Raw genomic sequence first — 15,018 nt, forward strand, 5'->3', positions numbered from 1 at the left:
CCCGTTCGGGCAATTATAACCGGGCGGGGCGCTTATAAAAACAAATCTCGGCGCAAATTTCATTAAATAACATTACATTATATTCGGTTACAGTAAAGGGAGTAAGTAGTATGTCTGCAAATGTGGGCGTTTTCGTGGACGTATCTAATCTGTTTTATAGCGCCAAAAGCGCCGGCGTGGAAGTAAACTATTGCCGCTTGCTGGAATTTGCCAGCAGAGGGCGCACTCTTATCCGCTCAATCGCTTACACCGGAATTGACCCTGAAAATAACAGCCAACGCAAGTTCATAGATTTTCTCGCTTCCAACGGATACAAGGTAGTCTGCAAGGACATCCACAAATACGATACTGGGCGTATCAAAGCTAATCTCGATATTGAGATAGCGGTGGATATGATGCTCATGGCACAAAATCTTGATATTGTGGTGCTGGTCAGCGGGGATGGCGATTTTGCGCGTTTGGTCAAAGCCATACAGGATAAAGGAGTGCGCTTCGAGGTAATCAGCTTTGGCATTAGCACCTCAAATGAACTTATTACCCTAGTGGATCGCTTTACCGAGATTTCCAGTATTCCGGATATTTTCAGGAACGGTGGTTGCGGCGGGAGTGTAATGGCTGCTCATCCCGGCGCTGCGCTTGGCACAAACGATTACCGCAACTAGATGCTGAAAGAAGCCTCATTACAAAACCTTTATCTGGTAGGTCCGACACAGCGCCGCCGTTGGGATGAATTTGTGGCGGCTCATCCTACTGGACATTTATTGCAATGCTACAGTTGGGGCGAGTTCAAAAAACTGCACCAGTGGCAACCCCTACGTGTAGCTATTACCGAAGAGGGTAGCGAGCGTATTCTTGCAGGCGCACAAATTTTGTTCCGCCAGATGGCTGGACTCTCGGTGGCTTACATTCCCAGAGGTCCGGTGGTAGATTGGTCGGACAAGCGGTTGGTGAACGCGCTGCTCGAATTGCTGCGAAAGGCTGCTCGTCGCCGTCGTGCCATTTACCTAAAAATCGAGCCAAATCTTTTTGATAACGCTACGTTGGATAAATATCTTACCACCGAATTAAGCTTTCGTCCTTCTTCTGAACCGGTGCAACCTGCTGCTACTATTCGTCTCGACCTCTCGCAAACACCTGCTCAATTGCTAGAGCGCATGAAGCCCAAGACTCGCTATAATATTCGTTTGGCAGAGCGTCGGGGCGTAACCTGTCGCCTCGCTGACCCCACTAACCCTGCTGATTTCGAGGCTTTCTATCGGCTGATGGAAGCTACCGGGCAACGCGATAGCTTTGGCATCCACTCCTCTAGCTACTACCTTGATGCTTGGCGCATTTTTCAAGAAGCCTCACCGGAGGGTGGGAAGGGTGCGTTGTGGCTGGCAGAGTTCGGGGGCGAAATCGTTGCCGGAGTTATGGTATTCGTTTTCGGGGCGGAATCGGCTTATTTCTACGGGGCAAGCAGTAACGAGCATCGCCGCGAAATGCCCACCTACCTGCTGCAATGGCGTGCCATCCAATGGGCGCAGCAACAGGGCGCACTCTGGTACGATTTCTGGGGTATCCCCGAAAACATCGGTGAAGACAGCGATGAGCGCGAAGAGCTTGAGCAAAAGAATGTGCGCGATGGGTTGTGGGGTGTGTATCGCTTCAAGCTCGGCTTCGGTGGCGATGTAGTGCGCTATCCCGGCGCATATGACCTAGTTTACAATCGCCCCATGTATCTCATCTGGCAACGCATGCGCCGTTATCGCGGTGGCATCGGGGGGTAAACTTCAACTCCAGTTCAAAAGCTATGGAAGAACCGATTGTAATTGAAGAATACGACCCCACTTGGTCAGCCAAATTTGAAGCCGAGAAGCATGCGTTGAAACAAGCTCTGACAGGTCGTTTTGTTGCTATCGAGCATATCGGTAGCACGGCAGTGCCGGGACTGCCCTCCAAGCCTATTATTGACATTATGGTGGCAGTGACTCAACTCGAAGCGGGAGAGCTTTACGCCCGGTTGCTAGAACCCCTCGGCTATTTGTACAAGCCCGATTCTTCTAATGAGCAATCCGATCGCTTATTTCTCCGCAAAGGCACGCCCCGGAGTCACCACCTGCATATAGTCATAAAGGGTAGCGCAGAGCAAAAACGCCATCTAGCCTTTCGCGATTATCTGCTTGCTCACCCGGAGACGGTGACAGAATATGCTGCGCTCAAGCTCGAACTGGCGCAAAAATATCGCCTTGACCGCGAAGCCTACACCAACGCCAAAACTGCTTTTATTACCGACATCGAGCGCAAAGCTGGAGAGTAGTATCGACTCACTACCTTTTAAAACTAGAACCTATGTTATAATATGTTTGGATTTCACCCTCACTTCAAAAGAAATGTACTCAAAATAAGGCGTATAGTATAAATGACCAGTGACGCAGATTGGCAAAATAAAATCTATCAAGGAGACTCTTTAACTCTGCTTCCTACTCTTCCCGATAATAGCATTGATTTGATTGTCACTTCTCCTCCTTATGCTGACCAGCGTAGCAATACCTATGGTGGCATACATCCTGACAAATATGTGGAATGGTTTCTGCCGATTGCTGCACAATTAAAGCGTGTCCTGAAGCCTGAAGGCTCATTTATTTTGAATATCAAAGAGCGGGTAGTTGATGGCGAACGCCATACCTATGTTCTGGAATTGATAATCGCGCTACGCAAGCAAGGTTGGTTCTGGACTGAGGAATATATGTGGCACAAAAAGAACAGCTATCCAGGCAAATGGCCAAATCGCTTTCGGGATGGGTGGGAACGCTGTTTGCATTTCACAAAATCGAAGCACTTTAAAATGTATCAGGATGCTGTTCGAGTACCGATGGGAGATTGGGCGCAAAGTCGCTTAAAAAAGCTCAGTGAAACCGACAAGATACGCGATGAATCTCGCGTGAACAGTGGTTTTGGCAAGAATATTTCCAAATGGATTGACCGTGATATGGCTTATCCTGACAATGTTTTACACTTAGCTACTGAATGCGGAAACAAGAGCCACAGCGCGGTCTTTCCGCTAGAATTACCAAGTTGGTTTATTAAGCTATTTACACAGCCGGGAGATGTGGTGTTAGACCCATTTCTTGGCTCTGGTACATCTGCGGTTGCTGCCATACAACTTGGTCGCTCTTATGTAGGTCTAGAAGTAAAAAGCGAATATGTTGAAATTGCTAACCAACGGGTGAAAAGTACCAAGTTGCCTGTATCTGCTATCCAACCGACTTTGTTCCTATTAGACGATGACAATTTGACCAGTGAGTCGGATGGTGAAAAAGAACAAAAGCTGTTCGGATAAATAATACTATGGTAGGCTCAATCACTTATGATGAAATCGCTGCATTTGTTGAAAACAACATCAGCATTTTCCACGACAAACAATTAGAAGACCTGAAAAGATTATCATTGGTGGCGGTTCTCGGTAGGAAGAACCCTTATTTGTTTAGGGCTAAAAACTTGAATGTTGCAGGTGATTTAGTCAAATATGTATTGGATGCTTTTCTTATCTCTCAAGAAGAAACCAACTTTGGGGAATTTCTGGAACGGCTCGCAATTTTCATAAATAGCAAAGTTTATGGTGGTTGGAAATCTACCAACACGGGTATGGATTTAGAATTCGTTAGGGACGGTGTATATTACATAGTCTCTATCAAATCCGGTCCGAATTGGGGTAATAGCGACCAACAAAATCGAATGTATCTCAATTTTGAACATCTTATCAAAGCTCTAACCGAGAAAACACCGGGCTTGCTTGTTATACCGGTCAATGGTTGTTGCTATGGTAAAGACCAAAAACCAAAGAAATATGCCAAAATCAAGATTAACAAGGAAGTTGTTAGTGCAGTGGTATTTTATAAACTCTGTGGGCAACGTTTCTGGGAATTTATTTCAGGCAATCCGGCTCTGTATATTGATATTGTTGAGCCGCTTGGACACCAAGCTAAAGAAAAAAATGAATTATTCTTGGAAGAGTATGCCAAGATTATCAACCTTTTCACCCTACAATTTGGCAAAGAATTTTGTGACCCTACAACTGGCGCAATTCGTTGGGAGGAAATAGTAAAGCTTTCATCAGCGGCAAGCGGGAGTGGAAGTCAGGATTTATCGTGAATACCTCGGCATAAAACCACTAGCAGATAGGGGAAGCAAACTATAAATGAAACTAATCGTAATCGGGGGTGGTTGTTACGGCATCTACCATAGTGAGCAGCTTTACAAGGCTATTCTCAAAGGCAAACTACCCGCCGATACTCGGCTTATTATCGTAGATCGCAATGCCCGCCCGCCCGCGTTGGAAAAGTTTGGAAACGCGCCCCAATTTGAGTTTGTGCAAAGCGATTGGCAAGAATATTTGCAAAAATTCTTCGCCGACTCCCAAAATTACAGTCCCGAAATCCACGCCGACTCGGTTCAAATAGTGCCTGCCCCCTTTGCGCCACATCTGCTGTTCGACTGGCTGCAATTCGCCACTACCCAACGTTTGCTGGAACTTGGTCACCCCGGAATTGTCATAGAGCGCAATGGCTTTGAAGAGCGCACTATGCTGCCCTACGAATATTTCGACCCCAAAAGTGGCAATCGTTATATTAGTCGCGCCGGGTGGAAATGCCCGACTGCCTGTATCGAGCCGCACAAATGCCCTGCCATCAAAGATGTACGTGATTGGGATTTGGAAGAAGATGTGAAGCGGGCGGCGAGCGGAAAATTGCCTGTGCCTTCATCTACTGCTGCCCAACGTCTGAACGCAGAAAACAAACCTAATTGTCAGCCCTTACCTAATACCGCTTCTAATCCGCTCACTTTTGATGCGGCAATAACCTTCACTTGCCGCCACTTTTCGCATGGTATCGGCACAACCCCGGCTCATCAGTTGTTTGAGGCACGTAAGCGAGCGGTAGCCTTGGCTCTTTCCCTTACCGCTGAACATCCGGTTGCTCACCTTGCCATTGCCACTGTCTCGCACTGTCATGGGGTGCTAGCTACTCTGAAAATCAGTTTCCACGCCTGATCGAGAACCCTTTTCACATAAGTGCATATTCTCGGTGGTTTATTACGATTCGAATCACACTCCTAATAGTTAATTAATTATCAAAAAAACTCCCGCTACTTTTAACTCTCTACGGAGTTATGATATATATACAAGAAAATTTACAGCCCGTATTCGATTCCGGATTCTTATTTATACTCGAGTTAGAACCTGATAGTTAGCAAGAATACTTTTGTTGATTGCTAGTTTACAAGTAGAAAAACAGGTTACTTCTATTTACTTCACAATAGGAGCCATTGTATGTCCTTTCTAGCCCAGCCAATTAGCACAATCCCGGAATTGACTGATCAGGTTACTAAACAGGCTTTTCCTGAAGGCAATCTTTACATGCGTATTCGCAATGAACTGGGCTGTATTTACTCCGAACGGGACTTTGCTACTTTATTTCCTCCTCGTGCGCGACTCTCTTTTGCGGCTTGGCGACTGGTTTTGATTACTATCATGCAATATATTGAAAATCTTACCGATCGCCAAGCTGCTGAGATGGTGCGTGGACGAATTGACTGGAAATACGTTTTAGGGCTGGAACTTACCGACAGTGGCTTCGATTCCCATGTTCTGTCAGAATTTCGTACTCGCTTACTCGAAGGTAGCCCTGAAAAACGTTTATTTGAACTGGTACTGGAACGCCTCAAGCAATGCAGGTTGTTAATGAGCGGGGCTAAACAGCATACCGACTCTTCCTATGTACTGGCAACGTTACGCTCCCTCAATCGAACCGAAAAGGTCGCCGAAATGTTGCGTGCCACTATTCATGCTCTTGCTATAGTAGCTCCCACTTGGTTGCGTCAGCACCTGACTCCCGAATGGTTCGAGCGTTACTTCCCTCAGATTGAAGAATACCGTGTTCCCAAAACCGAAGAAGCTCGCAATACCTACATCGAAACGGTAGGAACCGATGGTATCAAGTTACTTCAAGCGATCTATGCTGAAACTACCCCACCGGGAGAAACGTTAAGAGCAGTTGAAGAGGTCGAGACTTTAAAACAGCTTTGGGTGCAACATTTTTACTTTGAAGCGGGTCAGCTATGCTGGCGCGAGGTCAAAGATATTCCGACTGTGCCCTTGCGTCACAACTTACCTTGTGCTGGCGAAGCGTGCTACGTTGAGAAACGGGGCATCAAAAAACAAGGCTATGAGGAGCATATGTCCGAAGGCTATACACAGCAGCAGGTACGCTTACTTACTCATGAATTAATTAAAAACTCCACAAAAGTTTGTTCGCTTCAATTTAAGTGATTCTAAGATGCTTTCCGCAACGTTTGGGATTCTAGTTATCCTCAAAACCGCGCTTCCCAAGACCTCATAATATTCAATCACAATTAATAAAAAATTCGATTAAATAGTGAGAAAATGCCCGCTACTTTTGGCAATTGCTGGTGTTCTATTAGTTATACAGGGAGAATCACAGCACAAATCCAATTCTGGATTTTCGCTTATTACTGGTTTAGAACTTAATATTCAGCAAGGGTTTGAAACCCGCGTTCTTGCAGCGTTTCTAAGCCAAAGTTCTATTTGTTTGTAGTTATGCCGGGAGGGTATTCAATGCTCACTGAGGATGAATTCAATAATGACAAGATTCGGGTGCTATTAGTAGAAGAAAGTCCTTCTTACAAGTTAGAATTGCGCCTAACCCTAAGCAACCAGCCTGATTTTGAGGTAGTAGCCGAAGCAACTGCCGGGTGGCAGGCACTCGATTTGGTAAAGTTGCACCAACCCGCTCTGGTTTTATGCTGCCTCACGCTGCCCGATCAATATGGAATTAGCCTTACCCGCCAACTTGTCCACCAAAATTCTGGTTTGCAAGTAATCATTCTTGGCGACAATGATGATTATGAATTCGTAAGCAGCGCTTTTCAGGCGCATGCTGCTGCCTATTGTTCAAGGTCGGCTGGAATCGAGAAAATTCTGGCGATGCTACGATTAGTGGCGCAAAAACCTTATGGTAGGGTTTCTTCTATCAAGAATAAAATCCTTGCCAACAAATAAGTTACAGCTATACAAATTTGTAATCAAAAATCGGGGCAGTTAAAGCAGAAAATTAATACAAAGGTGTTATTTATATACATGTAAAATATCCGTAGCTCTCATAATTGCGGAAAATGTAAAGTTGGAGTTCCCCGTATTATTAATCAGGGTCTGAAAGCGGTGCAAGGTCGTTTGCTCACGATATGCTTGCCATTACGTTCGCTGAATAGCCCTGCTGGACTGAGGTATTATGCTTAAAGATAGCGAAGTAATGGATTGGTGCCAAGAATTAGTTGAAAAAGGTCGATTCCGCCAAGAGTATCACCAGTTGCGGAAAATAGCCTCCGGTCAACATGTCGATATAAACCGCGTGAACGATACACATGTGAGTTTTAGTTTTGTTACCCAAGCCCCTATTCCTCGCAAAGCGATTATTCTGGTAGATGCCCTTTATCCCGATACGCCCCCACAGCTTTTTTTGCAGGATGGCGAAGATTTTAAGCGCATTGATGTTCTAAAACGTTGGGAATGGCATTCCTACTATTACTTGAGCGAATTAGTGCAGGGTATTATCACATCCACCAAACGTAAAATCGTTACAATAGCTGTTGGTTTAACTTGGGCTGCGCTCCTCTTGTTGGTTTCTCTGATAATACTTATACCACCGATGTTCCAATCACCTGCCGTGCTTGTTTCGGAGTCTAGCCCTTCATCTGTTACCCAGACTCTGGATAATCGTAGCCAATCTCTGTCGGATCATATTGCCTATCTAGAAGAATTAATTAAAACTCACCCACTTGATCTGGCAATTAGCCTTGAGCTTACCAGTAGCAAGTTGGCGCAAGTGCAGCTTGATCTAGAAAAAACGATAATTCAACAAAATTCTGAAGATAATATTACTAGCGGGGCTGATACTACTGCTCCACTACTGGCGCAGGTAGTAACCACTAATCCGGTGAAAGCTATTACGACAATTGCCACTACTACCCCCCCACCCGACAGTAATAATGATGCTACTCAGCAATATGTCGAATTAGCGAAAACTCCTGCGCCTTCAAATTAACCCGGTTTCGGAGTTATCTAGGCTTGCCAGCCACTCTGCGGTGGTTAGTACCTTACTGAAGCGCATAGCCTGAGTTACCAGAATAGCGCGGTGCAATTCCTCATCTGTCACCGCGCCAGCCCCGTTCTTAATACTTAGCGTGCCGGTAGCGTCAGAGAGAAATTCCACGTTTAAACCCATGTGCATTGCCTGTCGCGCCGTAGTGTCACAACACATTTGGGTCATATAACCGCTGATGGTTAGTGTATCCACTCCGTGTTCTGTCAGCCATTCCTCTAGAGTAGTACCCGTAAAACTCCCCGGCAAATTTTTTTCAATTAGGGTAGCACGCGGACGACTCGCTACTTCGGAGTGTAATTCCCATTCATGACTGCCCTTGCGAAAAGTGGCTGAGTTAGGTTGTGGGGCAGTGTGCTGAATAACCACTACTACCACCCCGTGAGCATTAGCCTCATCCATCGCTTTCAGTATATTTTCAAAACTGCCGGGCGGATAAGTGACCGGTAACTTACCTGTAAAATATTCATATTGCACATCAATCACCAGCAAGGCTCTTTTCATCAGTAACACCTCAATACATTTTTTTAATAAACTTGTATAATAATTTCAATAATCTTTTATCAGGAAACGGTATTATCTAGAATACACAGATAAGATATAATTGTAAAATAACGTACATCTCGTCGCCGCTCAAGTGTTACACATACAATAAAGCTACGCTTCAGGGATACTACTATAGAAGTAGAGGTTCTAAAATGTTCAATCAATTATCCCGGTTGATAAAAAGAATAGTTTTGTTTTGGCTGGCGTTTGTACTTACGATTATCTGGTTTGGAATCTCTGCCATAGGTAATTGGTATCCCACCGATCCAAATTACGAAGACAGGTTTTTATATCTAAATGTAGCGATAGCGGTCGGTGTCATCTGGTTAGTTTTTTTGACCAGTTTTCTAACGACAAGAGCCGAATCATTCAAACATTGGTTTGGCATAATACCCGGTTTAGTATTCGGTATTATCCTTACCGTTTTTACTTTTATTTCCGCCGAATGTGCCATGCTTATCTACATGACTACCCGCAAAGATATCCTGACTATAACTCAGGCGGAATTTTGGTTTGGGTCGGCGATTGCCAGCGGGCTATTGGGTTTGCCGGTGCTTTTCAGCGTGGCAATACTAAGTATTAAAGGGTTGGTCAATTTGGTAATTGCATAACGCCGCCAAATTTTTTACTTGCCCCATGCCGTATAATCGGCAAACCAGCGCCGCATTTGTCCATTCCGCTCTATTCCAACCGCTTCCTGAAAATAGCCGTTAGAAGCTGCCAACCACACCGCTATCGCATGTGCCGCGCCTGGTGTATCATAAGCCGCGCCCGAACACTGTTCTATAAAGTAGCGCACCTCTTGCTCGAAGCGCACCCCTTCAATTGTATCATCCTGTGTGGGCGAGGCAACCGGGATAGGACCGAGCCAACTCCAGATAGGACCACGCCATAACTGATAAAGCTGTTGCTGTTCTTCGGTAAGAACAGGATTCATAACGCCGGGTGTCCAACCGCTTTCGGTGATAACGGAAAACAACGTGCTGGATACAATCGCCTGTTTCAGCCAATCGGGGAAGTGCACAATAGCGCGATCTTCCCAAGCGTGTCCCGGTCGCCAGTAATTGTGCCAGCTAAAGCCCGGAAAACGCTCAATTGCCGGGCGCAACCGATCATATTTGTTTCCGGTGGGCTTTCCGTTGTCGTAAAAATAGAAACCGCCGAAATAATCGGGATGCCCATCTTGCCCCAAGGGCGGGAAGTATAGTTGCACGTCCCTAAACGGCGCAGCATCGGGTTGGCTCAAGCGTTGTTCCCAAACATCATACAGTTGCAAATAAAAGCGATTGATGGCATCGTATTTGGTGGGGTCATCGTTGCTTTGCCACGATAGCACGTTTTGGTAATATGTGCCATTGCTCCATTCTAGGTTAGGCTCGTTGCCCGGAATCAGGCGGGTTAAATGTCTACCCAACCGCGCCTGTTGCCCCTTCAGCACATTTATCATATCTTCTACTGCATCTTTAGGCTCACCGCTGATGGTATTCCTTTCGCCGCCGAATGGCTCGGTCAAACCGCCGGGAAATCGTTGCGGATAAATACGCAGGTAAATTTCGCTGCCCTGCTTTTGAAATGCCAGCAAATCCTGTTCCATGCTCACCCCCGCGCTGTTCCCGGCGGCTTCAAGGTCGGCGCTGAGCGCTAGAATCATACCCGGTGGGCGATTCAACCCGTTTATATCGCGGAAGGATTGGAAAGAGCTTCGGTCGGTATCTGTCCAGTGAAACCCTACCGGAGCATGAATACCTCGTTGTGGGTTGAGTCGGGCGCGCGGAATTGCTGAATTGACCCTTTCAATATTCTTAATGAGGGATTGCAAAGGAGGCTGCGGCGGTTCGTTCGATCCGGTCAGTAGTAGAAATAGCTCTAACGCCAATATTGGAACCAGCAGCAAAGGGAGGAATTTTAGGTATTTTCGCAAGCCTATACCTTAGCGCGTCTGTGTCCGTAAAATGCTACCAGCACAACGCAAGCGCCGAAGAGGAAGAATACCGGCACAATGCCATTGCCTACACCCAGAACCGCTCCAAAAATGTCGCCCAATGCACCTGCAAAGAGAATCGGTATAATTGAAACGGCATTGGCAAAAGTGAAATACGCTGCGAATACACGCCCTACCAACTCTTTAGGAGAGCGTTCCTGTAGAATTGTCAGCGCGGGGATATTCAATAGACCGATAGCAAAGCCAAAGGGTATAGATAGGGACACCAGCAAGAGAATAAGTCCCGGGCCACCGAGCGGTACACCCGGTGCGGTTATCAGCACCCACAGGTCGGCAATCGGTTTTACAAGACCGACTAATGCCAGAATAATACCCAATGCGCCACAGGCATACTTGAGAGCAGTCAGGCGGTTGGCAGGGGTTACAACCCGATTGACCAGCACAACCGCAACGCCAAGTCCAATCGAAAGCGGGGCAAGTACGAAAATAATGCTATTACTCGATTGCTTCAACCCCTTCTCGCCGACAAAAGGGATACCGATTGCGGTCATAGTGAACAGGGCGGTTTGCACGGTAGAGAGATAAACTATCGCCAGCCATATCTGGGTATCTTTGCGAATAAATTGCCACGCCTCGTACACACCAAGAAATATATCCTTAATAGTCTGCCAAATAGTTTTATCACCCGGTCGTTTGTGAACTTGTTCGCTTTTTGGCAATGCCCACACCAGCCATATACAAATGAAATATAGAATCCCAATTACCAGAAAAACCTTGTCGGGACCGATTAGGTCGGGCAGAAGTGGACCTAGCAGCGAAGTACCAAGAAAGAGGGTGGCGAAAAGGGTTATCTGGAAGAGCGAATTGGCTTTGGTAAGTTGGTGAGGCTTGACCAATAGCGGAATCGCGGCAGCTTCTGCCGGATTAAAAAACTGGCTGATGGTCGAAAAGATAATGGTTATCAAATAAATGATAGGTAACGCCAACCCCAAAGGCAAGGCAGTCATGAAAAAGAGCCAGGGAACCAGTAAAGCGCGAGTGATGTTAGTAACAAGCAGGGTAGTGCGCTTGCGAAACCAATCTACAAATACTCCGGCAATTGCGCTGAAGAAAACACCCGGCAGCAAGAAACAAGCGGTAACAATAGAAGTTTGGGTGGGCGAGTCTTTGGTGAGTTTACCTACGTACACTATCAGCGAAATATTCAGAGTGTGTTGCGCGGTTTGGGAGAGGGCTTGCGCAATCCACAGGTACATAAAGTAGCGATTACGCCAGACCGGAATATTGTCTGTCCCATTTGGATCAAGCTTCCGCGCTTCCTCATTCGAGGCTTCAACCTCAGAATAATCGTAGGCTAGTGCGAATTCTTTATCAGCCACATTTTTATGATATTTTTCCGCCTGTCCCGCCGGATTGTGTTCATCTTCGCGTGGACTAATCGACATCTTACCTCAGTATCAGGGCTGACGGTTAATAAATGCCTTGAAACGCCGCTCAAATTCACTGCGGGGTAATAACACCCTACGATCACAGCCGAGACAACGCATACCGATATCTGCACCTACTCGTACCACCCTCCAGTCGTAACTACCGCATGGGTGAGGTTTGCGTAAGCGTACCTCATGCCCTACTTCTACCTCGCGGGCAGGGTTTGACTTGGGAGGTTGGGGAGAAACCGAGTCCGGTTGTTCTGGCATTGCTATAAACCGCTAAAATATTTAGAAAGATGATCCCTTAAAATGCTACTCGTCCCTAATAGCAAGAAAACCCCACTCTAGGGTTATATTATTATATCTGGCGCATTATAGCATAGATACGTAGTAAGCGATAACTTCAACAGCCAGTGGCGAACTGGAGGAGGTTTATTTATTATCCAGAATTTGCCTTACCTTTTCGCTCAAACTTTGGATATTATACGGTTTTTCGAGGAAGTTAATTTCGATGACGGGCGTTTGTTCTTTAAAGATAGTGGTTTGTGTGTAACCGGAAGTATAAAGCACCTTAATATTCGGTCTGTCTTTTAGCAAAAGTTGGCTGAATTCCCACCCGTTCATTTCCGGCATTAACATGTCGGTTATTAACAGGTGAATCGGGGCATTGTAGTCCTTTGCTAATATTAATGCTTCTTGCGGATTTGAGGCCTCCAACACATTATAACCCTTTTTACACAAAATCCGACCAGTCAATTTTCGAATGGTATTATCATCTTCTGCCAGTAATATTGTTTCAACTCCTTTTGTATGGGTCAATGTAACGCTTTTATCTTGGGTTAAAACACCGATTTTCTCGTTTGAGACTGGCAGGTATATTCTAAAAGTAGTGCCATACCCAAGGCTGGTTTCCAGTGCAATATGACCTCCAGTCTGTTTGACAATACCATAGACTGTAGATAAACCCAGTCCTGTACCTTGCCCTTTGTCTTTGGTAGTAAAGAAAGGTTCAAAAATTTTTGATTTTATTTCCTCACTAATACCTTGTCCCGTATCGCTAACTGCCAGCATAATATAAGAACCGGGGATAACTTCAGGATGTGTCTGGCAATATTTTTCATCCAATTCCAACTGAGCGGTTTCGAGACTCAAGCTTCCACCGTTTGGCATAGCATCGCGAGAATTTACTACCAGATTCATAATCACCTGTTCAATCTGGTTTGGGTCGGCTAATACCGCTTCAAGGTTACTTTCAAGTTTAGTGCTGAGTTTAATATTCTCTCCAATCAAGCGGAGAAGCATTTTTTCGATTTCCGCTACCACCTTGTTCAAATCTAGTGGTCGAGGTTCAATAACCTTATGACGGCTTAGAGTCAGCAATTGCCGAGTCAGACTGGTGGCGGATTCTGCTACTTTGCGAATCCCTTCTACTTCAGACCTGATGGAGTTGCCGGGATTTAGTTCCTCCAGCGCCAAATCAGTATGACCAATTATAGCGGTCAGCAGGTTGTTAAAATCGTGCGCTACTCCACCGGCTAAACGACCTATAGCTTCCATTTTTTGCGCTTGCCGAAATTGCTCTTCCACTTGATGCAGCGCTTCTTCCGCTTGCTTGCGGCTTGTAATATCCACCGTTACTCCGATAAAGTACGCGGGATTTCCTGCCGAATCTCGCACCAGTGCCGGATTCAGGCTCACCCAGATTATCGAACCGTCTTTTTTGATGTACCGTTTCTCAAGATAATTTTGCTGAAACTCGCCGATTTGCAGTTTTCTTAACATTTCACGATTGATTTTGTCATCGTCAGGGTGAGTAATGTCGTAAGTGGTAAGCTGGAGAAATTCTTCTTCAGTATAGCCAAGTATTTTACATATTTGCGGGTTTGCTTGCAGATACTGTCCGTCCAGACTCAGCAGAGTGATACCGACTGCCGCTTGTTCGAAAATAGCCCGAAAGCGTTCCTCGCTATTGAAAAGTCGTTCCAAAACGGCAGCGCGTTGTTTTTTCATTAGGAAATTATCTAGCGCAAAAGAAATATCTTGTGCCATTTCTTCAATTAAATTAATTATGTCAGGGTCAAAATAGTGTGGTTTGCTCGAATAAAGGGTTATCAGCCCGACTACGCACCCTTGTTCCAGCAATGGAAAAGCGGCAGAGGAAGCAAACCCATAATATTTGGCGGAATCTCGCCACGGCAAAGTAACGGGGTCGGCAAAGAAGTCGTTACACACATAGCGTCGGTTCTCCCGAAAGGCAGTGCCAGAAGGTCCCCTTCCTTCCGGTACATCAGCGCTAGTTGATATTTTGACACCTTTAAGGTAATCTTGCCCCTCTCCGTAACAGGCTACATTGATGAAGAGGTTAGTAACCGGGTCAGGAATTCCAATCCATGCCATTCTCAGCCCGCCGTAATCCACGGCAACTCGGCAGATTTCATGGAATAATTGGTTGCGGTCTTTTATTCTTACAATAGCATGGTTGGTGTAGCTTAAGGCGCTATATAGGTTGGTTAAGTTTAAGACACGTTGTTCTGCGTGTTCCAATTCAGAGATTCTGGAAGTCGCCTCAAGCGTTTGCAGTTTCTGTTTTTCTAATTGGTTCTCTAACTCTCTAATACGCCGGGATAGCGTTTCAGTTTCGAGGCTTTCAAGTTGACTAAGTTCATCCGGCATATATAACTCCGTTTTGGAACAATTCAGATATATATAAATTATTACACCTTTATATTTTACACTTTTATTCAATGGTTGGAAACGAATAAAAATTCACCTTGTATGAAAATGTTTAAAAAATACAATTAAAATTAGAACGGCGGTTTTTACAACCTTGCCGCACTTGTGTTGAAGTGTTACCATACGGGCAATGATTAGCGATTTGAAAGGTGGATTTATGACCCAGGCTTCTTTCTTCGGCGAGGAGACACCCGAACATAAAAATGAC

General features: G+C 45.6%; 15 protein-coding genes. 10 read left to right on the plus strand and 5 right to left on the minus strand.

Annotated features, from left to right (window positions below; all coding sequences use genetic code 11):
* The first annotated feature begins 110 nt into the window (after positions 1 to 110).
* The 9 genes from OZ401_RS06315 (at position 111) to OZ401_RS06355 (ending at position 8,102) form a co-directional block, all read left to right on the plus strand.
* Complete coding sequence (locus OZ401_RS06315; protein WP_341467377.1) at positions 111 to 662, plus strand: LabA-like NYN domain-containing protein; 552 nt, start codon at positions 111 to 113, stop codon at positions 660 to 662.
* Entirely contained in the window at positions 663 to 1,769 is a 1,107-nt protein-coding gene (locus OZ401_RS06320; RefSeq protein ID WP_341467378.1) for a lipid II:glycine glycyltransferase FemX, read from the plus strand.
* 23 nt (positions 1,770 to 1,792) lie between these two features.
* Positions 1,793 to 2,299, plus strand: coding sequence for a GrpB family protein (locus OZ401_RS06325; RefSeq protein ID WP_341467379.1), 507 nt, complete (start codon positions 1,793 to 1,795; stop codon positions 2,297 to 2,299).
* A gap of 102 nt (positions 2,300 to 2,401) precedes the next feature.
* The gene (locus tag OZ401_RS06330; protein ID WP_341467380.1) at positions 2,402 to 3,322 is read left to right on the plus strand and encodes a DNA-methyltransferase; all 921 of its coding nucleotides are present in this window, start codon (positions 2,402 to 2,404) and stop codon (positions 3,320 to 3,322) included.
* An 8-nt stretch (positions 3,323 to 3,330) separates the two neighbouring features.
* The gene (locus tag OZ401_RS06335) at positions 3,331 to 4,134 is read left to right on the plus strand and encodes a PmeII family type II restriction endonuclease (protein ID WP_341467381.1); all 804 of its coding nucleotides are present in this window, start codon (positions 3,331 to 3,333) and stop codon (positions 4,132 to 4,134) included.
* 46 nt (positions 4,135 to 4,180) lie between these two features.
* On the plus strand, positions 4,181 to 5,032 hold the full coding sequence (locus tag OZ401_RS06340) for a hypothetical protein (RefSeq protein WP_341467382.1): 852 nt from the start codon (positions 4,181 to 4,183) through the stop codon (positions 5,030 to 5,032).
* A 279-nt stretch (positions 5,033 to 5,311) separates the two neighbouring features.
* Entirely contained in the window at positions 5,312 to 6,310 is a 999-nt protein-coding gene (locus OZ401_RS06345) for a transposase (RefSeq protein WP_341467383.1), read from the plus strand.
* A 306-nt stretch (positions 6,311 to 6,616) separates the two neighbouring features.
* Entirely contained in the window at positions 6,617 to 7,060 is a 444-nt protein-coding gene (locus OZ401_RS06350) for a response regulator (RefSeq protein WP_341467384.1), read from the plus strand.
* Positions 7,061 to 7,289: 229 nt separating this feature from the next.
* Entirely contained in the window at positions 7,290 to 8,102 is an 813-nt protein-coding gene (locus OZ401_RS06355) for a hypothetical protein (RefSeq protein WP_341467385.1), read from the plus strand.
* Here OZ401_RS06355 and OZ401_RS06360 read toward each other — a convergent pair.
* Positions 8,094 to 8,663, minus strand: coding sequence for a cysteine hydrolase family protein (locus OZ401_RS06360; protein ID WP_341467386.1), 570 nt, complete (start codon positions 8,661 to 8,663; stop codon positions 8,094 to 8,096). The two genes, OZ401_RS06355 and OZ401_RS06360, sit on opposite strands and share 9 nt — an antisense overlap.
* Before the next feature lie 194 nt (positions 8,664 to 8,857).
* Here OZ401_RS06360 and OZ401_RS06365 point away from each other — a divergent pair, with 194 nt between their 5' ends.
* Positions 8,858 to 9,316 (plus strand): hypothetical protein, encoded by a 459-nt coding sequence (locus OZ401_RS06365; protein WP_341467387.1) that lies wholly within the window; start codon positions 8,858 to 8,860, stop codon positions 9,314 to 9,316.
* Between the two features lie 14 nt (positions 9,317 to 9,330).
* On the opposite strand, the gene OZ401_RS06370 is transcribed toward OZ401_RS06365, so the two are convergent.
* From OZ401_RS06370 to OZ401_RS06385, 4 genes are all read right to left on the minus strand, one after another.
* Complete coding sequence (locus OZ401_RS06370; RefSeq protein WP_341467388.1) at positions 9,331 to 10,626, minus strand: hypothetical protein; 1,296 nt, start codon at positions 10,624 to 10,626, stop codon at positions 9,331 to 9,333.
* Between the two features lie 2 nt (positions 10,627 to 10,628).
* Positions 10,629 to 12,092: an MFS transporter gene (locus OZ401_RS06375; protein WP_341467389.1), complete on the minus strand. Its 1,464-nt coding sequence runs from the start codon at positions 12,090 to 12,092 to the stop codon at positions 10,629 to 10,631.
* 12 nt (positions 12,093 to 12,104) lie between these two features.
* Complete coding sequence (locus OZ401_RS06380) at positions 12,105 to 12,344, minus strand: DUF951 domain-containing protein (protein ID WP_341467390.1); 240 nt, start codon at positions 12,342 to 12,344, stop codon at positions 12,105 to 12,107.
* 165 nt (positions 12,345 to 12,509) lie between these two features.
* A complete protein-coding gene (locus tag OZ401_RS06385) occupies positions 12,510 to 14,750 on the minus strand; it encodes a GAF domain-containing hybrid sensor histidine kinase/response regulator (protein ID WP_341467391.1) in 2,241 nt (746 codons plus the stop codon).
* Positions 14,751 to 15,018 lie beyond the last annotated feature (268 nt).

It is taken from the genome of Candidatus Chlorohelix allophototropha (assembly GCF_030389965.1).
In the GTDB taxonomy this organism is placed as follows: domain Bacteria; phylum Chloroflexota; class Chloroflexia; order Chloroheliales; family Chloroheliaceae; genus Chlorohelix; species Chlorohelix allophototropha.